Genomic DNA, 24,280 nt, shown 5'->3' with positions numbered 1-24,280 from the left:
AGCCCTGTCGATACCCCTCAACGGCGCCGGCGCCTGCGGTCCACGTACAGGGTCCTGGCGATGCTCAGCACGATGCCGACACCAATACCCACCACGCAGCCCAGCAGCAGATTGTCGGCTCCCAGGCCCACACCCACGCCGACCACGGTGGCGATGACCATTTCGGCGGTGTGGGAAATCGGTTCGGGCTTCGGGGCGGACATGCGGGCTCCAGCGTCAGATCGGTTCTTCGGAATGGGCCGGTAGCCCGGAAACGACGAAGCCGGGTTGCCCCGGCCTCGTCTGGTGTCACGCGCAGCGGGCCGTCAGTGCGATTCGGCCGGGCCTGCGATCGGCGGCAGCGGGCGGGCGTCGCCGCCCTTGTCGTTGCCACCATCCTTGTTCGACTTGCTCCAGCCGGCCGGCGGCGGCGGATCGCGGCCTTCCATGATGGCGTCGATCTGCGGCGCGTCGATCGTCTCGTACTGCAGCAGCAACTGGGACATCGCGTGCAGCTTGTCCAGGTTGGCCGTCATCAGCTCGGTGGTGCGCGCGTAGGCTTCGTCGAGGATCTTGCGCACTTCCTCATCGATGCGACGCGCGGTGTCGTTGGACACGCTCTTGTGCTGGGTGACCGAACGGCCCAGGAACACCTCGTCATCCTCTTCGCCATAGGCGATCGGGCCGAGCTGGTCGGACAGGCCCCACTTGGTGACCATGTTGCGGGCCATCTTGGTGGCGCGTTCGATGTCGTTGGAAGCGCCCGTGGTGACCTTGTCGGCACCGAAGATCAGCTCCTCGGCCACACGGCCACCGTACAGCGAGCACAGCTGCGACTTGATCGCCACGCGGTTCATCGAGTACTTGTCGCCTTCCGGCAGGTACATCGTCACGCCCAGCGCACGGCCGCGCGGGATGATCGTGACCTTGTAGACCGGGTCGTGCTCGGGCACCAGGCGGCCGACGATGGCGTGGCCGGCTTCGTGGTAGGCGGTCAGGGTCTTCTCTTCTTCGCTCATGGCCATCGAGCGGCGCTCGGCACCCATCAGGATCTTGTCGCGGGCACGGTCGAAGTGGTCCATGCGGACTTCCTTCTCGTTGCCACGCGCGGCGAACAGGGCCGCCTCGTTGCAGAGGTTGGCCAGGTCCGCACCGGAGAAGCCCGGGGTACCACGCGCGATCACCATCGGCTCGACATCGTCGGCGAGCGGCAGCTTGCGCATGTGGACCTTCAGGATGTGCTCGCGGCCCTTCACGTCCGGCAGGCCGACCACGACCTGGCGGTCGAAACGGCCCGGACGCAGCAGCGCAGGGTCCAGCACGTCAGGGCGGTTGGTCGCGGCGATCACGATCACGCCTTCGCCACCTTCGAAGCCATCCATTTCGACCAGCAGCTGGTTCAGGGTCTGCTCGCGCTCGTCATGACCGCCGCCCAGGCCGGCGCCACGGTGGCGACCGACGGCGTCGATTTCGTCGATGAAGATGATGCACGGGGCGTGCTTCTTGGCCTGCTCGAACATGTCACGCACGCGACTGGCGCCGACGCCGACGAACATTTCCACGAAGTCCGAACCGGAGATCGAGAAGAACGGCACCTTGGCTTCGCCGGCGATGGCCTTCGCCAGCAGCGTCTTGCCGGTACCCGGCGGGCCCACCATCAGCACACCGCGCGGAATCTTGCCACCGAGCTTGGTGAACTTGGACGGGTCGCGCAGGAAGTCGACCAGCTCGCCCACTTCTTCCTTGGCCTCGTCGCAGCCGGCGACGTCGGCGAAGGTGACCTTGATCTGGTCTTCGCCCTGCAGCTTGGCGCGCGACTTGCCGAAGGACATCGCGCCCTTGGCACCGCCGCCACCGCCCTGCATCTGGCGCATGATGAACAACCAGAAGCCGATGATCAGGATGACCGGCAGGAAATTCATCAGGATCGCGCCCAGGGAGATGCCGCTGGACGGCTCCTCCTGCACGATCTCCACGTTCTTGGTGCGCAGCACGTTGATCAGGTCGCGATCGAACGGTGCGGTGATGGTGGATGTCTGCCCGCCGCGGGTGGTGTAGGTCAGCTGGCTGGTGCCGCCGCGCATGTCGCCGCCGAAGGCGACCTTCTGCACGTTGCCGCTGTCCACCTGGTCCAGGAACTGCGAGTACGACGCACCCTGCGCGCCGGCTCCGGAGGACTTCGGCGAGAAGCTCTGGAAGACCACCATCAGCACGACGGCGACGACCACCCATAGCAGGAGGTTCTTGGTCAAGTCGTTCATCCTCATTGGCTCCGGTGTTCCTCTCAGTGCTGGCGTTGCGTGGGGGTCGAACTCGCGTACATTGCGAGCTTACTTCATGTGGGCGCGTTTTCCCTGACCCAAGGCATATACCTCGGGAGAGCGCTTTCGCGAGGCTTCCGGCTTGCGGATGGAGACCTTGTCGTACCGGCGGCGCATGTCGCGCACGTAGTCGTCAAAGCCCTCGCCCTGGAACAGCTTGATCAGGAACGCCCCACCGGTCTTCAGGTGGTTGTCGGCAAAATCCAGGGCCAGCTCCGCCAGGTGCATCATCCGCGGCTGGTCGACCGCGCCCACACCACTCTTATTGGGGGCCATGTCCGACAGCACAAGGTCTACCGGCTGATCCCCGAGCATGGCTTCAAACTGCGATAGGACGGCTTCTTCCCTGAAGTCACCATGAAGGAACTCCACGCCGGCCAGTGGCGGCATGTCCAGGATGTCCAGGGCCAGCACGCGGCCGGTGTCGCCGATCTGTCTCCGAACCTGCTGAGACCAGCCACCCGGCGCCGCGCCGAGGTCGACCACTACCATGTGGGGTTTCAGCAACCGGTCACGTTCCAGCAGCTCTTCGAGCTTGTAGGCGGCGCGCGAGCGCATGCCTTCGGCCTGCGCCTTCTTCACGAAGGGGTCGGAGAAGTGTTCCTTGAGCCAGCGCTGGCTGCTTTTGCTGCGGGTAGCCATTGAAAATAGGGGCTGATGGGGTCCTCATGATACCCTGATCGCCCCATTCAACCGTGTTTTCCTGCATGTCCATCGCCCTGACCGCTTCCCAGACCCGTTTCCTGCGCGGCCAAGCCCACGACCTGAAGGCCCTGCTGCAGACCGGCGGCAAGGGGGTGACCCCGGCCTTCATCGCTGAGCTGAACGAAGTGCTGGAGCGCCACGAACTGGTCAAGGTGAAGGTCGCTGCCGAGGATCGCGACGCCCGTGACGTGATGATCGGCGAGATCGTCGAAGCCACCGAAAGCGCGCTGGTGCAGCGTATCGGCCACGTCGCCGTGCTGTACCGCCCGAGCAAGGAACAGCGCCAGATCGTGCTGCCGCGCGGTTGATCGCCCCACCGTCATGCAGCTGAACCACGAACCGCCCGACTACGCCTACAGCCTGCGCGCCGCCGATGGCCGCTCGGCCAAGGTCAATGACCAGGTGCTGGAAGGAAGCTTCTTCCTGACCCCGGACCAGTTGGTCGCGCATTGGCCGGTGGCGAACGCCGCTGCGTTGCAGTTGGCGGACCTGGAGCCGATCCTGGCGCTGAACCCGGCGCTGATCGTGCTGGGCACGGGTGACCGTCAGGTGTTCCCGCCCGCGGCGGTGATGGCCGCCTGCCTGTCGCGTGGCATCGGCCTGGAAGTGATGAACAATCCGGCCGCCGCACGCACCTTCAACATCCTGGCCGGCGAAGGCCGCAAGGTCGCGGCTGCTTTCATTCTGGAAGGCTGAGGTGGCGCCGCCGGGCATGGCCCGGGGCTCCCCTGGATCACACAGATTCTGCAGCGCCCGAGCCCATGCTCGGGCGTCGTCGTTTGCCAGCGAAAAGCAGCCGAGCATGGCCCGGCTCTACAGGTCAGGAACGCCAGGCATGGCCCGGCGCTCCCTGTTCCAACCGCGTCAACGTGCCGGCAGGTACTGCTGCGGATCGACCGGCTTGCCGTTGTAGCGAATCTCGAAGTGGACCATGTCGCGGTTCGCACCGGTGCGGCCCATTTCGGCGATCTGCTCGCCAGCCTTCACGCTCTGCCCTTCATTGACCAGGCGCTTGCGGTTGTGGCCATAGGCGGACAGCCACTGGTCGCTGTGCTTGATGATGATCAGTTCGCCGTAGCCGACCAGGCCGGCACCGGAGTACACCACCACACCGTTGGCGGTTGCCTTGACCGGCTGGCCGCTGGTGCCGGCGATGTCCACGCCCTGCTTGGTCGCGTCACCGGCCACGTAGCGGCCGACGATCGCGCCATCGGCCGGCCAGCGCCAGGCGATGTTGCTCTTCACCGGCCCGACCGGCGCCGGGGCCGGCGCGGTGCTGCCGCCACTGCTGCCAGCCGAACGCGGCGGGGTGACCACCGTGGTCGGCGCACGGCCGCTGGTGGGCCCCTGCGGATACAGGCGGATCACCTGGCCGGGATAGATGGTCGACGGGTTGTCCAGACGATTCCAGGCAATCAGGTCGGCCGGGGTGATGTCATGGATGCGGGCCAGCGCATAGATGGTGTCGCCCTTGCGCACCACCACGGTCTGCCCGGGCTTGGGTACCGAGGTCTTCGGCGTGGCCACGCCGCCGGCGTTGCCGCCGCCCGGGCGGACCACGGTGGCGGTACCGCAGGCGGCCAGTGTGGAAACCAGCAACGCCAGCGCGCCGATGCGCACTCCCTTGCTCAGACGATCAGGATTCATGCGAACTTCGACCTCCATACAAGCCAGGCGATCAGCACCACCACCAGCACGGTGGCGATCCAGCCCAGCGGTTCAATCCAGCGACGCAGCGCCGCTTCGGCACGCGCACCACCGATACGGATGACCGCGGCCAGCACGAACACGCGCTTGCCACGACCGATCAACATGCTCAACAGGTACTGCGGCATCGGTACGCCGACGATACCCGATGCCCACGTGAAGACCTTCATCGGGATCGGCATGAAGCCGCCCAGCACCAGGAAGGTGAACACCGCCCACGGCGATTCAGCCATCTTCGCCTGCACGGTGGTGATGCCCTGCTCGATCGCCGGAAGCATGCCCAGCGCCTCGAACACCGGCTTGATCGCCTCGAAAGCGTAATGACCCAGCGCGTAACCAACCAGCGCGCCGACCATCGAGCCAGCCAGGCTGAGGGTGGCGAACCACCAGCCACGCTTGGGCTGGGCCACGCACATCGGTGCCAGCATCACTTCCGGCATCACCGGGAAGATGATCGCTTCAAAGAAACTCAATACCGTCAGGTAGGTCGGCGCGCGTTCGTGCGCTGCCCACTTCATCGCCCGCTCGTACAGCGGCCCGAAAATCTTCATGCAACCCTGCTCCGTGGATTAGTCGAGCATGCCAGACAGCAGCGGCACGAACGTGACCGGCGCCAGCACGCGCTGTTCGATGCCGCCATCGGGCTTGCGGTCCAGCTGCACCAGCGACTGTCCGCCCGGGCCACCCACCGGCGCCACCAGGCGCCCTCCTTCAGCCAGCTGCCCGACCAGTTCATCGACCAGTGCAGGCGCGGCAGCGGTGACCACGATGGCATCGAACGGACCGTGCTCGGCCCATCCGGCGCGACCGTCGTCATGCTTGGTGCGGATGTTCATGCCCAGTGCGCGGAAGCGCTTGCGTGCCTGCCGCAACAGGTCACCGATACGCTCCACGGTGTAGACCTCCAGGCCCAGCGCGCCCAGGATGGCGGCCTGGTAGCCCGAGCCGGTGCCGACTTCCAGCACGCGCTTCGGCGCGACCTGGAGCACTGCCTCGGTCATCCGGGCGACCACCCAGGGCTGCGAGATGGTCTGGCCATGGCCGATCGGCAACGCGGTGTCCTCATAGGCACGCGAGGCCAGTGCTTCATCGATGAACAGATGCCGCGGCACTACCCGGATTGCGTTCAAGGTGGACTCGTCGACGATGCCCGCTTCGCGCAGGCGATCGACCAGACGGTCACGCACGCGCTGCGAGGTCATGCCGATGCCGACAGCTTCCGGCTGCAGTCGCAGGCGTGGACTCATGCCGGCCGGTCCAGCGCGGCGCTGAGGCCGCCCACCCAGCTGGCCACTTTCTCCAGCGCCTGGTAGCGGGTCAGGTCCACCTGGATCGGCGTGATCGAGATGTGGCCGGTGCGCACCGCGTGGAAGTCGGTGCCCGGGCCGGAGTCCTGCTCACGGCCGGCCGGGCCGATCCAGTACACGTCGTTGCCGCGCGGATCCTTCTGCGCGATGCAGCCTTCGGCACGATGGCGGTTGCCGAGGCGGGTGACCTCGAAGCCCTTGACCTCGCTCCACGGCAGATCCGGCACGTTGACGTTGAGGATGGTGTCGGCAGGCAGCGGATCGGCCTTGAGCCGGGCGACGATCTCCACCGCGGCCCGCGCGGCAGTGTCGAAGTGCTTCGGATCGTGGTTGCGGGTAACCAGCGAGACCGCCACGGCCGGCAGGCCGAGGAAGCGACCTTCCATTGCCGCCGAGACAGTGCCGGAATAGATCACGTCGTCACCGAGGTTGGCGGCGTTGTTGATGCCTGACACGACGATGTCCGGCTCGAATTCAAGCAGGCCGGTCAGCGCCAGGTGCACGCAGTCGGTCGGCGTGCCAGCCACCGAGACGGTGTAATGGTCGATGCGCTTGAGCCGGATCGGCAGGTCCAGGGTCAGCGAGTTGCTGGCACCGGAGCGATCGCGGTCAGGCGCGACCACCGTGACTTCGTGTCCGGCCTCGCGCAGGACCGAAGCAAGCATCCGGATGCCTGCGGCGTCGACACCATCGTCATTACTGACCAGGATTCGCATCTTCGATTTAACCGCTTGATTTTCCAAGAATTCGATTCCGTCACCGTGCAGTGTGGGCGGGACCGTCGTACTCCCCTGCGGAAGCCGTCGACCCTGCAAGGGCATCGTCTATTGTGCCGCATGCGAGCCGCCGGTCCTACCCTGCCGGCGGTCACGACCGACATCGAACCGTCATAGGCAGACCCGCGCCGGCGGTTTACCCTGTGCGCATGTCGCCCCCTGAAGACGAAGATCCCGCCGCACTGTTCCGTGCGGCCATCGGTGAAGTGACGCCGCTGCGCAAGGATGCCGAACCGGCGCCTGCTGCGCCCCGGCCGAAGCCGCGCGCACGCATGGCCGAACGCGACGAGGCCGACGCCGCGGGCGAGTTTGCGCGGCTGCTGCGCGACAGTACGCCGCTGGAAGCGGGCGACGTGGCCAGCTATCGCCGCGACAACCTGCCACCGCGCCTGTTCCAGCGCCTCAAGCGCGGCCAGTATTCGGTGCAGGATGAGCTGGACCTGCACGGCGCCACCGCCGCGCAGGCGGAGACGCTGCTGCGCCAGTTCCTGCTGGAAGCCCATGCACACGAGTATGGCTGCGTGCGCATCATCCACGGCAAGGGATTGCAGTCCGATGGCGGCGCACCGGTGCTGAAGAACCTGGTCGACCGCCTGCTGCGGCTGCGCAACGACGTACTGGCATTCCATTCGGCGCCGACCGGACAAGGCGGCACCGGCGCGGTGCTGGTGTTGCTGGCGCGGCGTTGAAAAAAGGGGACGGAGGGAATTAAGTCGTTTGTGGCACAAACGACTTAATTCCCTCCGTCCCCTTTTTCTGTCAGGCCTGCGAGGCGTCTTCGACGGGGCCGAGTTCGTGCAGCACGGCGGTGGCGTAGCAGCCTGGCGGCAACGCGAACGACAGTTCCAGCACGTCGTCGGCCAGCCACTGGTGCTGCAGCAGCGCGGGACGCAGGCGCAACGCGCGGCGCTCCTGCTTCAGGCGCGCGTCTTCCAGGCCAGCGCGCAGCGCCTTCGACTCCTCGTCGTCCAGCGCGGCCAGCTCCAGCTCGCGTGCCGCATCGGCGCTGCGCAACTCGCCTTCGCCCCACAGCGGCGCACTGGGATGGATGTCGAAATGCGCCAGGCGCTCGGCCAGCACGTCGGTGTAGGGCTCGGGGCCGAACACGCTGCGGCTGCCATCGAGCATCCACACTTCACCGTCCAGCGGTTGATCCCAGTTGCCCTGCTCCACGCGCGCGGCGAGCACACGATTGAACAGCGCCGAGCGGGCCGCCGACAGCAGCAGCGAACGCTGGTCCTTGCGCATGCGGCGGCCACCGAACATCGCCAATGCCGCAGGCACATTGCCGCCGTCGCGGCCGAAGCGCTGCTCGCCAAACCAGTTCGGCAGGCCGCGCCCGGCGATCTGCTGCAGGCGCTCGCTGATCGCCGCAGCGTCGCCCTGCACGTCGCGCAGCACCAGCCTGAAGCGGTTGCCGGCCAGTGCACCACGCTGCAGCTTGCGGTTGTGCCAGGTCGCTTCGAGCACTTCGATCTCGTCGCTGGTCAGCTCGGCCAGGTCCGGCGCAATGCGCTTGGGCAGGTGCACGCTGAAACGCTGGGTGGTGACCGCGTGGCGGTCTTTCATGCCGGCGTAACTCACCGCCATTTCCGGCAGGCCCGCCCACTTGGCCAGCAGCTTGGCCACATGCACGGTGTTGGCGCCACGCTTGCGGATGTGCAGCAACAGGTGCTCGCCTTCACCGGTGGCCTCGAAGGCCGGCAGTTCATCCACCTGGAAATCGTCTGGCGTGGTGCGGATGCGCGCCGTCAACAGCGGCGCACCAAATGCCAACGGCAGCGGGATCATGCCGCCACCAGCAACACGACCGCCTGCGCGGCGATGCCTTCACCGCGGCCGGTGAAGCCCAGCTTCTCCGAGGTGGTGGCCTTGACGCTGACCGCGTCCAGCGGCAGCTGCAGCAACCCACCAATGCGCTCACGCATCGCCAGCGCATGCGGGCCAACCTTCGGCCGCTCGCAGATCACGGTGATGTCGGTGTTGCCAACGCGCCAGCCACGCTCGCGCAGCAGGCTGTCGCAATGGCGCACGAAATCGCTGCTGTCGGCGCCCTTCCAGCGATCATCGTTCGGCGGGAAATGCTGGCCGATATCGCCCAGCGCCAGCGCCCCGAGCATCGCATCGCACAAGGCGTGCAGGATCACGTCGCCGTCGCTGTGCGCCAGCACGCCGCAGCTGTGCGGCACGTTCACCCCGCCAAGCATGATGTGATCGCCTTCGCCGAAGGCATGGACGTCGTAGCCCTGGCCGATGCGGACGGGCGGGAACGGTGCGGTGCTCATGGATGCAACCCTTGCAACAGGGCCACGCGGACGGTCAGCCGGCGCGGCGGGAAAGTACGAATTCGAACCGGTCCAGATCGGCCGGGGTGGTGACCTTGAAGTTGTCCTCGCTGCCTTCCACCAGCAGCGGGCGCTGGCCCTGGCGCTCCATGGCCATGGCCTCGTCGGTGACTTCGACCCCGGCGGCAGCGGCGTCGGACAGCGCGCGGCTGAGCTGGTGGCGGCGGAACAGCTGCGGTGTCAGTGCACGCCACAGCCGCTCGCGCGGTTCAGTGCCATCGATGCCACCGTCGTCGCCCGCGCGCTTGAGGGTGTCGCGCACCGGTGCGGCCAGGATCGCCCCGACCGGATCGGCACGCCCGACTTCAAGCAGGCGGCCAAGATCGGCCAGCGACAGGTTGGGGCGCGCGGCGTCGTGGACCAGCACGAACTCATCGGCGCGCACCGAGTCCGGCAGTGCCTGCAGCCCGGCCAGCACCGAGGCGGCACGGGTCGCGCCCCCCATGCAGGTCAGTACCGGTTTGCCGGCCCATTCGCTCCAGCCCGGCCAGTCGGCGTCGTCCTGGCCGATCACCACCATTGCGCCGGCCACGGCCGGATGCGCCAGCAGCGCGTCCAGGGTATGGGCGAGCAGGATCTGCCCGCCCGCCTGCAGGTACTGCTTGGGCAGCGGCGCACCAAAGCGGGCGCCACGGCCGGCGGCCGGAACCACCACCCAGATCGCCGCGCTCATGGCACGTCCGCCGGGTGATCGCCGGCCTGGACAGTGACGCCTGCAGCGGGCTGCGCCGGACGGACCGGCGCATCCTCGACCACGCGGTAGAACTTCTCGCCGGGCTTGATCATGCCCAGCTCGCTGCGTGCGCGTTCCTCGATGGCGGACTGGCCTTCCTTGAGGTCCTTCACTTCGGCGGCCAGCGCGTCGTTGCGCTGCTGCAGACCCTCATTGTCCCGCTCCTGGTTGGCGACCTGGGCTTCGAGCATCATCACTTCACCCGAATTGCCCGGACCGAACCAGAAGCGGTACTGCAGCCAGCCCAGCAACAGCGCCAGCACCAGCAGCATCCAGCGCCAGTCGCGCATCGGCTCAGCGCTTCAGCGAAACGAACGCGTCACGACCGGCGTAACGCGCGCCGGCGCCGAGGGCTTCCTCGATGCGCAGCAGCTGGTTGTACTTGGCCACGCGATCGCTGCGGCACAGCGAGCCGGTCTTGATCTGGGTGGCGGTGGTGGCCACTGCGATATCGGCGATGGTGGTGTCTTCGGTTTCGCCCGAGCGGTGCGAGACCACGGCGGCATAACCGGCGCGGTCGGCCATGGCGATCGCTTCCAGGGTTTCGCTGAGGGTGCCGATCTGGTTGACCTTGATCAGGATCGCGTTGGCGGTGCCCGAGTCGATGCCTTCCTGGAAGATCTTCGGGTTGGTCACGAACAGGTCGTCGCCGACCAGCTGCACCTTCTTGCCGATGCGGTCGGTCAGCAGCTTCCAGCCCGCCCAGTCGTTCTCGGCCAGGCCGTCTTCAATCGTGATGATCGGGTACTGCGCGGCCCAGTCGGCGAGGAAGTCGACGAACTGCTCGGAGGTCAGGCGCTTGTTCTCGCCGACCAGGTTGTACTTGCCGTTCTCGAAGAACTCACTGGAGGCCACGTCCAGGCCCAGCAGCACGTCCTCACCGGCGGTGTAGCCAGCCTTGCCGATCGCTTCGAGGATGGTATCCAGCGCTTCGACGTTGCTGCGGAAGTCCGGCGCGAAGCCGCCTTCGTCGCCCACCGCCGTGCTCAGGCCATGGCCCTTCAGTACCGACTTCAGCGAATGGAAGATTTCGGTACCAGCGCGCAGTGCTTCGGAGAACGAGGTGAAGCCCACCGGCAGCACCATGAACTCCTGGAAGTCGACGTTGTTGTCGGCGTGCGCGCCGCCGTTGATGATGTTCATCATCGGCACCGGCAGCGACGGGGTCACGCCGGTCCTGGCGGCCAGGTACTGCCACAGCGCCTGCTTGTTCGATGCGGCGGCGGCGTGCGCGGCGGCCATCGAAACACCCAGCAGCGCGTTGGCACCCAGGCGGCCCTTGTTCTCGGTGCCGTCAAGGTCGATCAGGCGACGGTCGAGGCCGGCCTGGTCGGTGGCCTCGAAGCCCTTCAGCGCGGCGGCAATCGTGGTGTTGACGTTGTCGACGGCCTTGCGCACGCCCTTGCCCAGGTAACGGGTCTTGTCGCCGTCACGCAGCTCGACCGCTTCCTTGGTGCCGGTCGAGGCACCGGAGGGAACCGCGGCGCGACCGAACGAACCGTCCTCCAGGATGACTTCGGCTTCCAGCGTGGGGTTGCCACGGCTGTCGAGGATTTCACGGGCGTGGATGCTGCGGATCGTACTCATGGTCGGGCCGGTTACCTGTCTGGAGAGGGGGCGACAAAACGAATGCCGCGTGATTATCCCCGGCTGCCCGCCACTTGCCAAATGGCGTGGCCAGCATCAGCCCCAGCTGGACCCGATCACGATAAGGACCAGCGAGACCAGCATCACCAGCAATGCACCGGCAATCGCCGCAAGGATGGGGCCACGTCGCCGTCGCCAGGCCAACACCATCGCCACCGGGCTGCCGAGAAAGCACAGCACCATCGTGACCAGCGCGCCCAGCAGCCACCACTGGGTGGCCTGTACGCCGTTGTTTCCGTCCCCGGGCGGCCGGAAGCCGGCGGTGAAGGCCAGCACGCCCACCACCAGGGCCATCCAGGTCAACGCGGACAGCGCCAGCGCGATCAGGCCCCAGGGCCAGCCGCGCGCCGATGGGGTCGCATTCATCAAAGCCATCCGTAGAACAGGGTGCCGATCCACAGAGAAAGCAGGATGATCGCCAGCCCTGCCGGCACCTTGCCACGGTTCAATCGCCAGGCCAGCACAGCCGAAGCGACGCATCCTGCACTGGCCAGCAGCTCTCCGACCACAAGCGCAATGAAATACGCCCGAAGATCGAGCGCGCTGCTGCCATCACCCGGTGGCCGCACCGACGCAGCACCGATCAGTACCAGGCAGAACATGCCCACGGTGAACACCACGGACAGCCCCAGCGCGATCAGGCCCCACGGCCATTGTCTCCAGTGCCGGCGGTGACGCTGGGTTTCCAGCGCCACCCACGGGTCACGACTCACGCGAAGCGCGAAAAGCCGTGCTTCTTGGTCACCGCGTCGAGTTCCATCAGAGTCTCGAGCAGGGCCTCCATCTGGTCCAGCGGCCACGCATTGGGACCATCGGACAGGGCCTTTGACGGATCCGGATGGGTCTCGGCGAACAGGCCGGAGATGCCCACCGCCACCGCGGCACGGGCCAGCACCGGCACGTGCTCGCGCTGGCCGCCGGAGCTGGTGCCCTGCCCGCCCGGCAACTGCACCGAGTGGGTGGCGTCGAACACCACCGGGCAACCGGTCTCGCGCATCACCGCCAGCGAGCGCATGTCGCTGACCAGGTTGTTGTAGCCGAAGCTGGCACCGCGCTCGCAGACCATGATCTGCTCGTTGCCGGTGGCCTTGGCCTTCTCCACGACCGGCTTCATGTCCCACGGCGCCAGGAACTGGCCCTTCTTGATGTTGACCGGCTTGCCGGCCGAGCACACCTTGCGGATGAAGTCGGTCTGGCGGACCAGGAACGCCGGGGTCTGCAGCACGTCCACCACCGAGGCCACCTCATCCATCGGGGTGTACTCGTGGACGTCGGTCAGCACCGGCACGCCGATCTGCTTCTTCACTTCGGCCAGGACCTTCAGGCCCTCTTCCATGCCCGGGCCGCGGAATGCGGTACCCGAAGTGCGGTTGGCCTTGTCGAAGCTGGACTTGAAGATGAAGTTGACGCCGAGCTTGTCGGTGATCTCCTTCAGCTTGCCGGCGGTATCGAGCTGCAGCTGCATCGACTCGATCACGCAGGGGCCGGCGATCAGGAACAGGGGCTGGTCCAGCCCGACCTCGAATCCACACAGTTTCATGGCGTTTCCTTGTTGTCCGCAGCACCGGACGGGCCGGTGCGCTGGGGGTTGAAGCATGCAGGATGGGGGCCGAAGCCCCCATTCACAAGTCAGGCGCGCGCTTCGGAAAGCAGCTTGCCACCGGCCTTGCGCTCGCGCGCGGCACGGATGAAACCGATGAACAGCGGATGGCCGTCGCGCGGGGTGGACAGGAATTCCGGGTGCGCCTGGCAGGCCAGGAACCACGGGTGGGCATCGCGCGGCAGCTCGACCACTTCCACCAGGGTGTCGTCCATCGACTTGCCGGCGATCACCAGGCCCGCATCTTCCAGCTGGGTGCGGTAGCGGTTGTTGAACTCGTAGCGGTGGCGGTGGCGCTCGGCGACCACGTCCTTGCCGTACAGCTCGCGGGCCAGCGTGCCCGGCTTCAGGCGCTGCTCCTGCAGGCCCAGGCGCATGGTGCCGCCGAGGTCGCTCTTGTCGTCACGCTTCTCGACATCGCCGCTGGCGGTGCGCCATTCGGTGATCAGGCCGATCACCGGGTTCGGCGACTGGCGATCGTTCTCGGTGCTGTTGGCACCTTCCAGGCCGACCACGTTGCGCGCGTAATCGACCACTGCCGCCTGCATGCCGTAGCAGATGCCGAAGTACGGCACCTGCTGCTCGCGGGCGAACTTCGAGGTCAGCACCTTGCCTTCAAAGCCGCGGTCACCGAAGCCACCCGGTACCAGGATGCCGTCGACATCGGCCAGTGCAGCCATGTCGGTGCCTTCCAGGTCCTGTGCTTCCAGCCACTTCAGGTTGACCTTGGTGCGCTGGCGCAGGCCGCCGTGCTTCAGTGCTTCGCCGACCGACTTGTAGGCATCCTGGTGATCGACGTACTTGCCGACCACGGCGATGGTCACTTCATCCAGCGGGTGCAGGGTCGCGTCGACCGCGTCTTCCCACATCGAAAGATCGACCGGACCAGCCTTGTCGGCCAGCTTCAGCTGGTTGACCACGATTTCGTCCAGGCCCTGTGCATGCAGGCCCGACGGAATGCGGTACAGCACGTCGACGTCCGGCACGCTGATCACCGCGCGCTCGGAGACGTTGGTGAACTGGGCGATCTTGCGGCGCTCCGAATCCGGCACCGCCTGCTCGGAGCGGCACAGCAGCACGTCCGGCTGGATGCCGATCGAGCGCAGCTCCTTCACCGAGTGCTGGGTCGGCTTGGTCTTCAGCTCACCGGCGGCGCCGATGTACGGCACCAGGGTGAGGTGCATGAACAGCGCCTTCTCCGGGCCACGTTCGGTGCGCACCTGGCGGATCGCCTCCAGGAACGGCAGCGACTCGATGTCGCCCACGGTGCCGCCGATCTCGACCAGTGCCACGTCGTAGCCTTCGGTGGCTTCGTCGATGCAGCGACGGATCTCGTCGGTGATGTGCGGAATGACCTGCACGGTCGCGCCCAGGTAGTCGCCGCGGCGCTCCCTGCGGATCACGTTCTCGTAGATGCGGCCGGTGGTGACCGAGTTCTTGCGGCTGAGGCGGGTGCGCACGAAGCGCTCGTAGTGGCCCAGATCGAGGTCGGTCTCCGCGCCGTCGTCGGTGACATAGACCTCACCGTGCTGGAACGGGCTCATGGTGCCCGGGTCGACGTTGATGTACGGATCGAGCTTCATCATCGTGACCTTCAGGCCACGGGCTTCGAGAATGGCGGCCAACGACGCGGCGGCAATGCCTTTGCCGAGCGAGGACACCACGCCGCCGGTTACGAAAATCAAGGGAGTCATGGCTGCAAGCATCCTGTCTGGAAATGGAAAACGGCAGCACCTCGCGCACCCGGAGGGCGGGCATGGTGCTCAGAGGGGGTTTTCCGGTTCGCTGTGGCAGCGAGGGAGGTGCGGATCCGTGCGGCAGCAGGCGCCGGACGGGAACCATCGTGCGAGGTCGGGGCGACCGTGCCGGTCAAATCGACCGTCACCTGCGACCCGCCATGCTGGAAGCCACGCTTGGCCGCTCCAGCCCATTCGCAAAGGGTGGACACGCACTTACTCCCGGAAAGCCATAGTTTACAGATTGATGGCCGCCAACCCAAGGGGCAGACGCCACGTTCCTAAAAAGAAACGCCCCGCTGAGCGGGGCGTTCCGGAGCGCAACCCTTGTCGCAAGGGCGCCTGGCAGGCTGCGGGATCAGCGCTTCTTGCGCGCTTCCTCTTCCTCTTCCTGCTGCGGGGCCGGCTGGCCCTGCGCCTTCATCTGGGCATTGGCCTGGGCCCGACGCTTGGCCTTGGCATCGGCCTCGGCCTGCGCCTTGTCGGCCTGGTCACCCTGCTGCGGGGCCGGCTGGCCGGCGTTCTGCGCCACCACCAGCGGCACTGCAACGGCGGCAGCGGCCAGGATCGCAATGGTCAGCAACTTCTTCATGAGGTCCTCCTCGCGGTATGGCTTGGACGTTCAGACCCAACGGGGCCGCCGGCGTTCAGATTCCAGCGGCTGCCATTTTACCGCCTCTGCGTCGCCGAGACTGAACCGCAGGCGTGCAAAATCCCGTGCCAGACCCCACACTTGCCCGTCGCTCCAAGCTTTCGAAGACAGATGAACGCCCGCTATAACGCCGCCGATATTGAAGTCCTGTCCGGCCTTGACCCGGTCAAGCGCCGTCCCGGCATGTATACCGACACCGCGCGCCCGAACCACCTGGCGCAGGAAGTGATCGACAACTCGGTGGACGAGGCCCTCGCCGGCCACGCCCGTTCGATCGAGATCACCCTGTACAAGGACGGCAGCGTGGAGGTCAGCGATGACGGCCGCGGCATGCCAGTGGACATTCATCCGGAGGAGAAGATCCCGGGCGTCGAGCTGATCCTCACGCGGCTGCACGCAGGCGGCAAGTTCAGCAACAACAACTACACCTTCTCCGGCGGCCTGCACGGCGTCGGCGTCAGCGTGGTCAATGCGCTGTCGACCCTGGTGGAGGTGCACATCAAGCGCGACGGTGCCGAACACCGGATCACCTTCCGCAACGGCGACCGTGCCACGCCGCTGGAAGTGGTCGGCAGCGTCGGCAAGAAGAACACCGGTACCCGCGTGCGCTTCTGGCCGGACCCGAAGTACTTCGATACGCCGAAATTCGCGGTGCGCGCGCTGAAGCACCTGCTGCGCGCCAAGGCCGTGCTGTGCCCGGGCCTGACCGTGAAGCTGACCGATGAAGCCACCGGTGAAGTCGATACCTGGTACTACGAGGACGGCCTGCGCGATTACCTGAAGCTGGAGCTGGGCGATCGCGAGATGCTGCCGGCCGAGCTGTTCGTCGGCAGCCTGAAGAAAGATACCGAGATCGTGGACTGGGCCGTGGCCTGGCTGCCGGAAGGCGAGCTGGTACAGGAAAGCTATGTCAACCTGATCCCCACCGCCCAGCACGGCACCCACGTCAACGGCCTGCGTACCGGCCTGACCGAGGCGCTGCGCGAGTTCTGCGACTTCCGCAACCTGCTGCCGCGTGGCGTCAAGCTGGCCCCGGAAGACGTGTGGGACCGCGTGTCGTTCGTGCTGTCGCTGAAGATGACCGACCCGCAGTTCAGCGGCCAGACCAAGGAACGCCTGTCCTCCCGCCAGGCCGCCGGCTTCATCGAAGGCGCCGCCCATGATGCCTTCAGCCTGCTGCTCAACCAGAACGTGGAGCTGGGCGAGAAGATCGCGCAGATCGCCATCGAGCGCGCCAGCGCGCGCCTGAAGACCGAAAAGCTGGTCGTCCGCAAGAAGGTCACCCAGGGCCCGGCCCTGCCCGGCAAGCTGGCCGACTGCATCAGCCAGGACCTGTCGCGTACCGAGCTGTTCCTGGTGGAAGGTGATTCGGCAGGCGGCAGCGCCAAGCAGGCCCGCGACAAGGATTTCCAGGCGATCATGCCGCTGCGCGGCAAGATCCTGAACACCTGGGAAGTCTCGTCCAACAGCGTGCTGGCGTCGGAGGAAGTACACAACCTGGCCATCGCCATCGGCTGCGACCCCGGCAAGGACGACATCAGCGGCCTGCGCTACGGCAAGGTGATCATCCTGGCCGACGCGGACTCCGACGGCCTGCACATCGCAACGCTGCTGACCGCGTTGTTCCTGAAGCACTTCCCGGCACTGGTCGATGCCGGCCATGTGTTCGTGGCGATGCCGCCGCTGTTCCGCATCGACGTCGGCAAGCAGGTGTTCTATGCCCTGGACGAGGAAGAAAAGCGCTCGATGCTGGACAAGATCGAGCGCGAGAAGATCAAGGGCGCCATCAACGTCACCCGCTTCAAGGGCCTGGGCGAGATGAACCCGCCGCAGCTGCGCGAGTCGACCATCCACCCGGATACGCGCCGCCTGGTCCAGCTGACCGTGGACGACGGCGAGCAGACCCGCTCGCTGATGGACATGCTGCTGGCCAAGAAGCGCGCGTCCGACCGCAAGGGCTGGCTGGAGTCGAAGGGCGACCTGGCTTCGCTGGAAGTCTGATCCCTCGCGGGGTCGGATCCGTTTCCCGCCGGGAAAGGGATCCGACCCATCCGCCCCGGGCATTCCGCCCCCATCGGCAAACCCGGCGGCGCCATAATGCGCGTCCATCCGCGTGGACCACCGTATTGGCCAGCCACTCGCTGCTGTTCCCCGACCTGCCGCTGCACAGTGCACGGCTGGTCCTGAGCCCGATCCGCCGTGACGACGCCGCCGCGCTGTTCACGCTGCAGTCCAATCCCGATGTGATGCGCTGGTGGAATCATCCGGCCTGGACGCGACAGGCCGAGGCGCGCGAGCAGATCGACGATGATCTCGCAGCCCATGCCATCGGTACCCAGCTGAAGCTGGCCGTGCGCGAATCACTGGAAGGTCCACTGCTGGGCATCTGCGTGGTGTTTGCAGTGGACCGCACTGCAGCCCGCGCCGAGATCGGCTACCTGCTGGCACCGGACCGCCAGGGCCAGGGCTACATGCACGAGGCCCTGCAGCAGGTACTGGCCTACCTGTTCGGCACCCTCCACCTGCATCGCGTGGAAGCCGAGATCGACCCGCGCAACGCACCCTCCGCGCATGTGCTCGAACGCCTGGGCTTCCGCCGCGAGGGAGTGCTGCGCCAGCGCTGGCGCATCCAGGGGGAACTGGCCGACTCGGCCGTCTACGGCCTGCTTGCCGATGACAAAGCGGCAACCGCCCTGTCCGCTTGACCCAAGCTGGCCAATAGCGGCCGCAACGCCCGGCCATGCCTTTGGACACATACGGCTTGGGCCGCCACCGGCCTAGCATCGGAATCCCCTTCCGCTGCCCACCCGGTGCCATGAAGTCCCTGTTGCACACTGCCGCGCTCTGCGTCGGCCTGCTCATCGCCCCAGCCAGCGTGCTGGCCGCGCCTGATGCCGACGCCAAGCCCGATCCGAAAGACGACAAGACCGAGGCACCTGCGTTGCCCGCAGACGCCTCGGCCCGCCAGAGCATGCGCCTGGCCGGCCGCACCCTGGACTACACCGCCACCGTCGGCACCCTGCCGGTACGCGATGCCAGGGGCAAGGTCATCGCCGACGTGGTGTTCACCGCCTACACGATGCCGGGCAAGGACCGGCCGGTGACCTTCGCGCTCAATGGCGGCCCCGGGGCATCGTCGGTCTACCTCAACATGGGCGCGATCGGGCCCAAGGTGGTGACCTTCGGCTCCGAGGGTGACAGCGCGTCGGCGCCGGCCACGCTGCACGACAACCCCGGCACCTGGCTGGACTTCACCGATCTGGTGTTCATCGATCCGGTCGGCACCGGCTTCAGCCGCGCTCGCATCGGCGACGATGAAGCGAAGAAGGCGCTGTACAACCCCAGCGCCGACATCGAATACCTGTCACGCTCGATCTACGACTGGCTGCTGCGCAACCAGCGCATGGCGTCGCGCAAGTACCTGACCGGCGAGAGCTACGGCGGCTACCGCGGCCCGCGCATCACCCACTACCTGCAGACCCGGCTGGGTGTTGCGATGAACGGCCTGGTGCTGGTCTCGCCGTACCTGAGCCCGACCCTGGAAGACAACGCCGATGTTTCGCCGATGGCGTGGATGCAGACCCTGCCGTCGATCGCCGCCGCGCACCTGGAGCGCCAGGGCAAGCTGACCGATGCAGCCATGCGCGAAGTAGTGGAATACACCCGTGGCGACTACGGCACCGCATTGATGAAGGGCCGCAGCGATCCGCAGGCGACCGAGGCGATGCTGCGCCGGGTGACCGAACTGACCGGACTGGACCCGCAGTTCGTGCGCCGTGCCGGTGGCCGGCTGGAAACCCAGGCCTACCTGCGGGAAGTGTTCCGCGACAAGGGCACGCTGGGCAGCCGTTACGATTCCAACGTGACCGCGTTCGATCCATTCCCGAACGATCCGGAGCAGCGCGCCAACGATCCGCTGCTGGACAGCATCATCGCGCCGACGACCACGGCGATGGTCGACTTCGTGACGCGCGTGGTCGGCTGGAAGGTGGACGCGCGGTACCAGGCGCTGAACTACGACGTGAACCGGCTGTGGGACCGCAATGGCGAGCTGCGCGATGGCGCGGTGACCCAGCTGCGCCAGGCCGTGGCGATCGACCCGCACCTGCAGGTGCTGATCGTGCATGGCTGGAACGACCTGTCGTGCCCGTTCATGGGTTCGATCCTGACCGTGGACCAGATGCCGACGATGGGCAGCAATCCGGACCGGGTGCAGGTGCGCAGTTATCCGGGCGGGCACATGTTCTACAGCCGGGCCGACAGCCAGGCGGCGTTCCGCAGGGATGTGCAGGCGCTGTTCCAACGGAATTGAGGGGTTCGGCCGGGCCTGCGGCCCGGCACCCGCTGACTGCAACGGCAAGATCAACGGCAAAAGCGGGCTTCCTGAGGGCTGGCGAGGTGGGGTGGATAGGCAGGACGCGCCGTAAACCCGTCCATGGGGGCTCGATGGCGCCATCCATGGCGCCAACGGTCCTGCCTATCCACCCCACCCCGCCTTCGACAGGTTCCTGCTGCTGTTGGTGGGTGTCGACCTTGGTCGACACACTGGATACAGAAGAATGATCTGCCATGGAAAAAAGCCCGCCGGAATCCGGCGGGCTTTTTCGATTGTCGGGGTCAGATCCCTTCCTCAGGGGAAGGGCTCTGACCCCAGGGCTGCGGGCATCAGGTCCAGCCGAACAGCTCGAACAGCTTCAGGATCAGGTACGCACAGCCGCCTGCGGCCGGAATGGTCAGGATCCAGGCCCAGACGATGCGCTCGATCACGCCGAACTTCAGCGAACGCGGGTTCTTGGCGAAGCCGACGCCCATGATCGCGGTGGAGATGCTGTGCGTGGTCGAGACCGGCATGCCGAAGTGGGCCGCCAGGGTCAGGATGGTGGCCGAGCTGGTCTCCGCAGCGAAGCCGTGGATCGGGTGCAACTTGACCATCTTGTGGCCCAGGGTCTTGATGATCTTCCAGCCACCCGAAGCGGTACCGGCCGCCATCACCACCGCGCAGGTCAGCACGATCCACATGGCGATGCCGTCACCGGCGTGCGCGTCCGGGTGCATGAAGGCCAGCCAGGACGGCAGATCGTTCAGTGCGCCGGTGGCTTCGGCACCAATCAGGGTCATCGCGATGATGCCCATGGTCTTCTGCGCGTCGTTGTGGCCGTGGGCGAAGCCCATGTAGGCCGCCGAGGCGATCTGCGCCTTGCCGAAGAAGGCATTGACGATGCGCGGACGGGCCAGGCGGCCGATGGCGCCACCGACCTTGGCCAGGCCGGCGATCAGCGCCCACAGCAGCACCATCACCACGATGCCGAGCAGGAAGCCGGCGATCGGCGAGGTGATCATCGGCACGAACACCTTCCACAGCAGGCCCTTGTTCTGCGCCCAGCTGCCCAGGCGCTCCGACCAGATCAGCGCGTCCCAGTTGTTGTGGGCCGCGGCCAGGCCGGCACCGCAGAGACCACCGATCAGGGCGTGCGAGGACGAGGACGGCAGGCCCTTCCACCAGGTGATCAGGTTCCAGATGATGCCGCCCAGCAGGGCGCACAGGATCACCTGCGGAGTGACCTCGACCACGTTGGTGTTGAGCAGGCCCGAGGCGATGGTCAGCGCCACCGCAGTGCCGGTCAGCGCACCGATGAGGTTCATGAAGGCGGCCAGCATCACCGCCCAGCCGGGCGAGAGCACCTTGGTCGCCACTACGGTGGCAATGGAGTTGGCAGTGTCGTGGAAGCCGTTGATGAACTCGAAGACGAGCGCGGCCAGGATCACCACCAGGACAAGGGTCAACATGCGGCGGCGTCCGTCAGCTGTTCTTCAACACGATCTGGTACGCCACCACGCCGGCCTCGCGGCAACGGTCGATGGCCTTTTCCAGGATCTCGAAGAATTCCTTCAGCAGGAACATCTGCAGGTTGTCCAGGCGACCGGAGTAGATGTCGCGGTACAACTCGAGCATCAGGCGGTCGGCCTCGTTCTCCAGCGAACGCAGCTTCTCGTTCAGCGCGGTCATCCGGTCCAGGTTCATGTGGCGCAGGTCGGCCACCATCTCCACCACTACGCCGGCGGCCTGTTCCAGCATCGCCGCGCGCGGCGCGAAGTCGATGTGCTCCAGGTGGGTCGTGGCCAGCGAATAGCGATCGGCGAACTTCTCGATCTGCTTCGGAATCTTGTACAGGGCCGAACCCAGCGCTTCGATGTCTTCGCGCTCGATCGGGGTCATGAAGCTGTCCACCAGCGCCTGGCTGATCTTGTCCGAGGCCGCGCGTTCGCGCAGGCGGGCCAGCTTGAAGGCGTCCAGCGCGGGCTGGCGGTCGGCCTCGCGCAGCATGGAATGCAGCGCCCTGGCGGCATCGGAAGCCGCGACGGCAGCCTCATCGAGCAGGGTGTAGAACTGTTTGCCGGAACCGAAAATGGTCTGCAGAGAGAACATTGAGAAACCTGTCAGCCGTCGCGGGAAGGACGGCACCAGAGCGAATTATGACGGCTAGATGACCATCACGGGTATCCCCGCGCCCTTTCCGGGCTCTTGGAGCCCCAACCTGAACAGGCGGTTGCCACCCTGCCACACCCCTTTGCTAAGATGCCAGCGCGCCTTCGGGCGCACCTTATGGACGACGACCCTAATCCCCCTGCGCCGCGCCGGACCCCGTTCCTGAGCGCCAGCCGCCATCGCAAGCACCCGCCCTCCCTGCCACCAACCGGGGACGACGCCCGTGTTTGAAATGATCCTGATTGTCTTCGCGCTTGTTCTGCTGAACGGCTTCTTCGCCATGTCCGAGATGTCGGTCATGACCTCGCGCAAGAGCCGCCTGAAGCAGATGGCCGCCACCTCCAAGCGCGCCGCCAAGGCGCTGGAGCTTTCGGAGAAGCCGGAGAGCTTCCTGTCCACCGTGCAGATCGGCATCACCGTGATCGGCGTGCTGACCGGCTACCTCGGTGGTGATGCGATCGGCGACGCGATCGCCGGCTGGCTGCAGGGCCTGATGCCCGGCTTTGCGTACGCGCGCGAGGTGGGCACCGCCCTGGCGGTCTCGCTGATCACCTTCATCACGCTGATCTTCGGCGAACTGGTGCCCAAGCGTCTGGCCCTGACCCGCTCCGAGGCCATTGCCGGCCTGGTCGCGATGCCGATGAGCTGGCTGGCCAGGCTGGCCCTGCCCTTCGTCTGGCTCCTGTCCAAGACCACCCAGCTGGTACTGAAGGTGCTGGGCCTGGGCAAGGACGAGGCCGCGCAGGTGACTGAAGAAGAGATCCGGATGCTGGTGGCCGAGAGCCACGAAGCTGGCGTGATCGACGCCCACGAGCGCGACATGATGAACCGCGTCATGCGCCTGGGCGACCGCACCGCCGACAGCCTGATGACCCCGCGCAACCGGATTGCCTGGCTCGACACCCAGGCCGGGCTGGAGCGCAATCTGGACATCATGGCCGAGCACGAGTTCTCGCGGTACCCGGTGTACCGCGACAACGACATGGACGTGGTCGGCGTGCTGGAGCTGAAATCGCTGGCCACGCGCATGGCGCGCGGCGACAACGCGCTGTTCCAGACCCTGCGCGAACCGCTGTACGTCTCCGAATCGACCCACGCGATGAAGCTGCTGGAGATCTTCCGCGAGGAACAGCAGTCGATGGCGCTGGTGGTGGACGAGTACGGCGAGATCCAGGGCCTGGTGACCATCAGCGACCTGATGGGCGCGGTGGTCGGCCGCCTGCAGGCAGTGGAGAATGCCGACGAGGATGCGCTGGTGGTGACCCGCGAGGACGGCTCGCTGCTGGTGGACGGCTCGCTGCCGATCGAAGACCTGCGCGAGCTGATCGGCAGCAACGAGCTGCCCGATGCCGAAGATGGCGACTACTACACGCTGGCCGGCATGTGTATCCACTACTTCGGCCGCATCCCGCACGCAGGCGAGTACTTCGACTGGGCCGGCTGGCGCTTCGAGGTGGTCGACCTGGACGGTGCGCGGGTGGACAAGCTGCTGCTGCGCACGTTGTCCGACGAGCAGGCCGATGAGCTCACCGCCTGAGGCCGGCCAGGGCCAGGGTGCGGAGCGCCCGACCTACCGCAACGAGGGCATCCGCACCCTGCTGGAGATGTTCGCCTCGGGCGATCCCGCCGAGCACATGCCACTCGGCCAGATCCTCAGCAACCTGCAGCAGAGCGCGTTCGGCGTGTTCCTGTTCGTGGCGATCCTGCCCTCGTTCATCCCGATCCCGGGCATGGGGGGGGCGGTCAGCGGCCCACTGGTGGTCCTGATCGGCCTGCAGATGCTGTGTTGCCTGCGCCGGCCCTGGCTACCCGGTTTCATTGCCCGACGCGGGCCGAAGCGCGGCACCATGCACCGCTTCCTGGACCGTATCGATCGCCCGTTGCGGCGGCTGGACAGGATGCTGAAGCCTCGCCTGCCGCAGTTGCTGACACCGCTGCCCGCGCACGCCTTCAGCGGCCTGCTGCTGGTGCTGCTGGGCATCCTGCTGTCGTTGCCGATTCCGTTCACCAACTTCCTGTTCGGCTTCCAGCTGCTGCTGTTCTCGCTGGCGCTGCTGGAGCGCGATGGTGCATTGATGCTGTTCAACTGGATCGCAGCACTGGTGGCGATCGCGTTCTTCGGCTTCAGTTCTGGGCAGCTGGTGGGCTATACAGTGGAGCTGTTCCAGCGCTGGTTCTGAAGCGGCATCCGGTAGAGCCGGCCGCTGGCCGGCTGCCACGCTTCCAGGGTTGCCGGCCAGCGGCCGGCACTACCCGCATCCGCTAGATCCACGCCACGCGTGGAT

The 24,280-nt window shown here is 66.5% G+C and carries 27 protein-coding genes; 8 read left to right on the top strand and 19 right to left on the bottom strand.

The window, feature by feature from the left end; genetic code table 11:
* Positions 1 to 17: 17 nt before the first annotated feature.
* The 3 genes from ACMGRF_RS05705 to rlmE all read right to left on the bottom strand — a co-directional run bounded on the left by ACMGRF_RS05705 (position 18) and on the right by rlmE (position 2,942).
* Positions 18 to 203, bottom strand: coding sequence for a hypothetical protein (locus ACMGRF_RS05705; RefSeq protein ID WP_049412782.1), 186 nt, complete (start codon positions 201 to 203; stop codon positions 18 to 20).
* Between the two features lie 102 nt (positions 204 to 305).
* On the bottom strand, positions 306 to 2,240 hold the full coding sequence (gene ftsH, locus ACMGRF_RS05700) for an ATP-dependent zinc metalloprotease FtsH (RefSeq protein ID WP_005416038.1): 1,935 nt from the start codon (positions 2,238 to 2,240) through the stop codon (positions 306 to 308).
* A gap of 69 nt (positions 2,241 to 2,309) precedes the next feature.
* Positions 2,310 to 2,942 (bottom strand): 23S rRNA (uridine(2552)-2'-O)-methyltransferase RlmE, encoded by a 633-nt coding sequence (gene rlmE / locus ACMGRF_RS05695; RefSeq protein WP_005409014.1) that lies wholly within the window; start codon positions 2,940 to 2,942, stop codon positions 2,310 to 2,312.
* A 65-nt stretch (positions 2,943 to 3,007) separates the two neighbouring features.
* Between rlmE and yhbY the strand changes: the two genes are divergently transcribed.
* Both yhbY and ACMGRF_RS05685 read left to right on the top strand, forming a co-directional pair.
* Positions 3,008 to 3,313 (top strand): ribosome assembly RNA-binding protein YhbY, encoded by a 306-nt coding sequence (yhbY, locus tag ACMGRF_RS05690; RefSeq protein ID WP_004152868.1) that lies wholly within the window; start codon positions 3,008 to 3,010, stop codon positions 3,311 to 3,313.
* A 13-nt stretch (positions 3,314 to 3,326) separates the two neighbouring features.
* On the top strand, positions 3,327 to 3,701 hold the full coding sequence (locus tag ACMGRF_RS05685) for an Mth938-like domain-containing protein (protein ID WP_180880486.1): 375 nt from the start codon (positions 3,327 to 3,329) through the stop codon (positions 3,699 to 3,701).
* A gap of 168 nt (positions 3,702 to 3,869) precedes the next feature.
* Here ACMGRF_RS05685 and ACMGRF_RS05680 read toward each other — a convergent pair whose 3' ends face one another.
* From ACMGRF_RS05680 to surE, 4 genes are read right to left on the bottom strand one after another with little or no spacing between them, the layout of a single operon-like run.
* Entirely contained in the window at positions 3,870 to 4,652 is a 783-nt protein-coding gene (locus ACMGRF_RS05680; RefSeq protein WP_180880484.1) for a peptidoglycan DD-metalloendopeptidase family protein, read from the bottom strand.
* Positions 4,649 to 5,263, bottom strand: a complete 615-nt coding sequence (locus ACMGRF_RS05675; RefSeq protein WP_005416033.1) for a YqaA family protein — start codon at positions 5,261 to 5,263, stop codon at positions 4,649 to 4,651. The genes ACMGRF_RS05680 and ACMGRF_RS05675 overlap by 4 nt, the downstream gene beginning before the upstream one ends.
* A gap of 18 nt (positions 5,264 to 5,281) precedes the next feature.
* Positions 5,282 to 5,959, bottom strand: a complete 678-nt coding sequence (locus tag ACMGRF_RS05670) for a protein-L-isoaspartate(D-aspartate) O-methyltransferase (RefSeq protein WP_049412789.1) — start codon at positions 5,957 to 5,959, stop codon at positions 5,282 to 5,284.
* Positions 5,956 to 6,735 (bottom strand): 5'/3'-nucleotidase SurE, encoded by a 780-nt coding sequence (gene surE, locus ACMGRF_RS05665; protein WP_049412791.1) that lies wholly within the window; start codon positions 6,733 to 6,735, stop codon positions 5,956 to 5,958. The genes ACMGRF_RS05670 and surE overlap by 4 nt, the downstream gene beginning before the upstream one ends.
* Positions 6,736 to 6,944: 209 nt before the next feature.
* On the opposite strand from surE, the gene ACMGRF_RS05660 reads away from it, so the two are divergent.
* The gene (locus ACMGRF_RS05660; RefSeq protein ID WP_049412793.1) at positions 6,945 to 7,484 is read left to right on the top strand and encodes a Smr/MutS family protein; all 540 of its coding nucleotides are present in this window, start codon (positions 6,945 to 6,947) and stop codon (positions 7,482 to 7,484) included.
* Between the two features lie 70 nt (positions 7,485 to 7,554).
* Here ACMGRF_RS05660 and truD read toward each other — a convergent pair whose 3' ends face one another.
* The 10 genes from truD to ACMGRF_RS05610 form a co-directional block, all read right to left on the bottom strand.
* Positions 7,555 to 8,586, bottom strand: coding sequence for a tRNA pseudouridine(13) synthase TruD (gene truD / locus ACMGRF_RS05655; protein WP_049412795.1), 1,032 nt, complete (start codon positions 8,584 to 8,586; stop codon positions 7,555 to 7,557).
* Positions 8,583 to 9,080, bottom strand: a complete 498-nt coding sequence (ispF, locus tag ACMGRF_RS05650) for a 2-C-methyl-D-erythritol 2,4-cyclodiphosphate synthase (RefSeq protein WP_180880481.1) — start codon at positions 9,078 to 9,080, stop codon at positions 8,583 to 8,585. The genes truD and ispF overlap by 4 nt, the downstream gene beginning before the upstream one ends.
* A gap of 34 nt (positions 9,081 to 9,114) precedes the next feature.
* Positions 9,115 to 9,813, bottom strand: a complete 699-nt coding sequence (gene ispD, locus ACMGRF_RS05645; protein WP_414485697.1) for a 2-C-methyl-D-erythritol 4-phosphate cytidylyltransferase — start codon at positions 9,811 to 9,813, stop codon at positions 9,115 to 9,117.
* Positions 9,810 to 10,163 carry a cell division protein FtsB gene (gene ftsB, locus ACMGRF_RS05640; RefSeq protein WP_005416028.1) on the bottom strand — a complete coding sequence of 118 codons (354 nt, stop codon included), beginning with the start codon at positions 10,161 to 10,163 and terminating at the stop codon, positions 9,810 to 9,812. The genes ispD and ftsB overlap by 4 nt, the downstream gene beginning before the upstream one ends.
* 4 nt (positions 10,164 to 10,167) lie before the next feature.
* Positions 10,168 to 11,460, bottom strand: a complete 1,293-nt coding sequence (eno, locus tag ACMGRF_RS05635; RefSeq protein ID WP_005409002.1) for a phosphopyruvate hydratase — start codon at positions 11,458 to 11,460, stop codon at positions 10,168 to 10,170.
* A gap of 96 nt (positions 11,461 to 11,556) precedes the next feature.
* Positions 11,557 to 11,886 (bottom strand): hypothetical protein, encoded by a 330-nt coding sequence (locus tag ACMGRF_RS05630; RefSeq protein WP_111191464.1) that lies wholly within the window; start codon positions 11,884 to 11,886, stop codon positions 11,557 to 11,559.
* Positions 11,886 to 12,233 (bottom strand): hypothetical protein, encoded by a 348-nt coding sequence (locus ACMGRF_RS05625; RefSeq protein WP_049412798.1) that lies wholly within the window; start codon positions 12,231 to 12,233, stop codon positions 11,886 to 11,888. The genes ACMGRF_RS05630 and ACMGRF_RS05625 overlap by 1 nt, the downstream gene beginning before the upstream one ends.
* On the bottom strand, positions 12,230 to 13,060 hold the full coding sequence (kdsA, locus tag ACMGRF_RS05620) for a 3-deoxy-8-phosphooctulonate synthase (RefSeq protein ID WP_010485995.1): 831 nt from the start codon (positions 13,058 to 13,060) through the stop codon (positions 12,230 to 12,232). Before kdsA ends, ACMGRF_RS05625 begins: the two co-directional genes overlap by 4 nt.
* Before the next feature lie 89 nt (positions 13,061 to 13,149).
* Positions 13,150 to 14,814 carry a CTP synthase gene (locus ACMGRF_RS05615; protein WP_180880476.1) on the bottom strand — a complete coding sequence of 555 codons (1,665 nt, stop codon included), beginning with the start codon at positions 14,812 to 14,814 and terminating at the stop codon, positions 13,150 to 13,152.
* Between the two features lie 400 nt (positions 14,815 to 15,214).
* A complete protein-coding gene (locus tag ACMGRF_RS05610; RefSeq protein ID WP_049435736.1) occupies positions 15,215 to 15,448 on the bottom strand; it encodes a hypothetical protein in 234 nt (77 codons plus the stop codon).
* A gap of 171 nt (positions 15,449 to 15,619) precedes the next feature.
* On the opposite strand from ACMGRF_RS05610, the gene parE reads away from it, so the two are divergent.
* The 3 genes from parE to ACMGRF_RS05595 all read left to right on the top strand — a co-directional run bounded on the left by parE (position 15,620) and on the right by ACMGRF_RS05595 (position 19,820).
* Positions 15,620 to 17,509, top strand: coding sequence for a DNA topoisomerase IV subunit B (parE, locus tag ACMGRF_RS05605; RefSeq protein ID WP_049416636.1), 1,890 nt, complete (start codon positions 15,620 to 15,622; stop codon positions 17,507 to 17,509).
* A gap of 125 nt (positions 17,510 to 17,634) precedes the next feature.
* A complete protein-coding gene (locus ACMGRF_RS05600) occupies positions 17,635 to 18,213 on the top strand; it encodes a GNAT family N-acetyltransferase (RefSeq protein WP_049439842.1) in 579 nt (192 codons plus the stop codon).
* Positions 18,214 to 18,323: 110 nt separating this feature from the next.
* Complete coding sequence (locus ACMGRF_RS05595) at positions 18,324 to 19,820, top strand: S10 family peptidase (protein ID WP_180880472.1); 1,497 nt, start codon at positions 18,324 to 18,326, stop codon at positions 19,818 to 19,820.
* A gap of 353 nt (positions 19,821 to 20,173) precedes the next feature.
* Here ACMGRF_RS05595 and ACMGRF_RS05590 read toward each other — a convergent pair whose 3' ends face one another.
* Complete coding sequence (locus ACMGRF_RS05590; RefSeq protein WP_019658889.1) at positions 20,174 to 21,295, bottom strand: inorganic phosphate transporter; 1,122 nt, start codon at positions 21,293 to 21,295, stop codon at positions 20,174 to 20,176.
* A 13-nt stretch (positions 21,296 to 21,308) separates the two neighbouring features.
* The gene (locus ACMGRF_RS05585; protein ID WP_049439206.1) at positions 21,309 to 21,935 is read right to left on the bottom strand and encodes a DUF47 domain-containing protein; all 627 of its coding nucleotides are present in this window, start codon (positions 21,933 to 21,935) and stop codon (positions 21,309 to 21,311) included.
* Positions 21,936 to 22,227: 292 nt separating this feature from the next.
* Between ACMGRF_RS05585 and ACMGRF_RS05580 the strand changes: the two genes are divergently transcribed.
* Both ACMGRF_RS05580 and ACMGRF_RS05575 read left to right on the top strand, forming a co-directional pair.
* Positions 22,228 to 23,532, top strand: coding sequence for a hemolysin family protein (locus ACMGRF_RS05580; RefSeq protein WP_049410714.1), 1,305 nt, complete (start codon positions 22,228 to 22,230; stop codon positions 23,530 to 23,532).
* Entirely contained in the window at positions 23,516 to 24,175 is a 660-nt protein-coding gene (locus ACMGRF_RS05575) for an exopolysaccharide biosynthesis protein (protein ID WP_099495006.1), read from the top strand. Before ACMGRF_RS05580 ends, ACMGRF_RS05575 begins: the two co-directional genes overlap by 17 nt.
* The last annotated feature ends 105 nt before the right edge of the window (positions 24,176 to 24,280 follow it).

Source organism: Stenotrophomonas sp. EMP41, from assembly GCF_047495535.1.
Classification (GTDB): Bacteria; Pseudomonadota; Gammaproteobacteria; order Xanthomonadales; family Xanthomonadaceae; genus Stenotrophomonas; species Stenotrophomonas sepilia.
The sequence above is the reverse complement of the archived record's forward strand: the minus strand, read 5'-3'. Positions and strand labels throughout refer to the sequence as shown.

Excerpts from the sequence above, each read along its gene's own strand:
- rlmE (WP_005409014.1), bottom strand. The coding sequence starts at position 2,942 with ATGGCTACCCGCAGCAAAAGCAGCCAGCGCTGGCTCAAGGAACACTTC.
- ispF (WP_180880481.1), bottom strand. The coding sequence starts at position 9,080 with ATGAGCACCGCACCGTTCCCGCCCGTCCGCATCGGCCAGGGCTACGAC.
- ACMGRF_RS05610 (WP_049435736.1), bottom strand. The coding sequence starts at position 15,448 with ATGAAGAAGTTGCTGACCATTGCGATCCTGGCCGCTGCCGCCGTTGCA.
- ftsB (WP_005416028.1), bottom strand. The coding sequence starts at position 10,163 with ATGCGCGACTGGCGCTGGATGCTGCTGGTGCTGGCGCTGTTGCTGGGC.
- ACMGRF_RS05660 (WP_049412793.1), top strand. The coding sequence starts at position 6,945 with ATGTCGCCCCCTGAAGACGAAGATCCCGCCGCACTGTTCCGTGCGGCC.
- ACMGRF_RS05630 (WP_111191464.1), bottom strand. The coding sequence starts at position 11,886 with ATGAATGCGACCCCATCGGCGCGCGGCTGGCCCTGGGGCCTGATCGCG.
- yhbY (WP_004152868.1), top strand. The coding sequence starts at position 3,008 with ATGTCCATCGCCCTGACCGCTTCCCAGACCCGTTTCCTGCGCGGCCAA.
- ACMGRF_RS05680 (WP_180880484.1), bottom strand. The coding sequence starts at position 4,652 with ATGAATCCTGATCGTCTGAGCAAGGGAGTGCGCATCGGCGCGCTGGCG.
- ACMGRF_RS05705 (WP_049412782.1), bottom strand. The coding sequence starts at position 203 with ATGTCCGCCCCGAAGCCCGAACCGATTTCCCACACCGCCGAAATGGTC.
- ACMGRF_RS05595 (WP_180880472.1), top strand. The coding sequence starts at position 18,324 with ATGAAGTCCCTGTTGCACACTGCCGCGCTCTGCGTCGGCCTGCTCATC.
- ACMGRF_RS05615 (WP_180880476.1), bottom strand. The coding sequence starts at position 14,814 with ATGACTCCCTTGATTTTCGTAACCGGCGGCGTGGTGTCCTCGCTCGGC.
- ACMGRF_RS05590 (WP_019658889.1), bottom strand. The coding sequence starts at position 21,295 with ATGTTGACCCTTGTCCTGGTGGTGATCCTGGCCGCGCTCGTCTTCGAG.
- ispD (WP_414485697.1), bottom strand. The coding sequence starts at position 9,813 with ATGAGCGCGGCGATCTGGGTGGTGGTTCCGGCCGCCGGCCGTGGCGCC.
- surE (WP_049412791.1), bottom strand. The coding sequence starts at position 6,735 with ATGCGAATCCTGGTCAGTAATGACGATGGTGTCGACGCCGCAGGCATC.
- ACMGRF_RS05575 (WP_099495006.1), top strand. The coding sequence starts at position 23,516 with ATGAGCTCACCGCCTGAGGCCGGCCAGGGCCAGGGTGCGGAGCGCCCG.
- ACMGRF_RS05675 (WP_005416033.1), bottom strand. The coding sequence starts at position 5,263 with ATGAAGATTTTCGGGCCGCTGTACGAGCGGGCGATGAAGTGGGCAGCG.
- eno (WP_005409002.1), bottom strand. The coding sequence starts at position 11,460 with ATGAGTACGATCCGCAGCATCCACGCCCGTGAAATCCTCGACAGCCGT.
- kdsA (WP_010485995.1), bottom strand. The coding sequence starts at position 13,060 with ATGAAACTGTGTGGATTCGAGGTCGGGCTGGACCAGCCCCTGTTCCTG.
- ACMGRF_RS05685 (WP_180880486.1), top strand. The coding sequence starts at position 3,327 with ATGCAGCTGAACCACGAACCGCCCGACTACGCCTACAGCCTGCGCGCC.
- truD (WP_049412795.1), bottom strand. The coding sequence starts at position 8,586 with ATGATCCCGCTGCCGTTGGCATTTGGTGCGCCGCTGTTGACGGCGCGC.
- parE (WP_049416636.1), top strand. The coding sequence starts at position 15,620 with ATGAACGCCCGCTATAACGCCGCCGATATTGAAGTCCTGTCCGGCCTT.
- ACMGRF_RS05580 (WP_049410714.1), top strand. The coding sequence starts at position 22,228 with ATGATCCTGATTGTCTTCGCGCTTGTTCTGCTGAACGGCTTCTTCGCC.
- ACMGRF_RS05670 (WP_049412789.1), bottom strand. The coding sequence starts at position 5,959 with ATGAGTCCACGCCTGCGACTGCAGCCGGAAGCTGTCGGCATCGGCATG.
- ftsH (WP_005416038.1), bottom strand. The coding sequence starts at position 2,240 with ATGAACGACTTGACCAAGAACCTCCTGCTATGGGTGGTCGTCGCCGTC.
- ACMGRF_RS05585 (WP_049439206.1), bottom strand. The coding sequence starts at position 21,935 with ATGTTCTCTCTGCAGACCATTTTCGGTTCCGGCAAACAGTTCTACACC.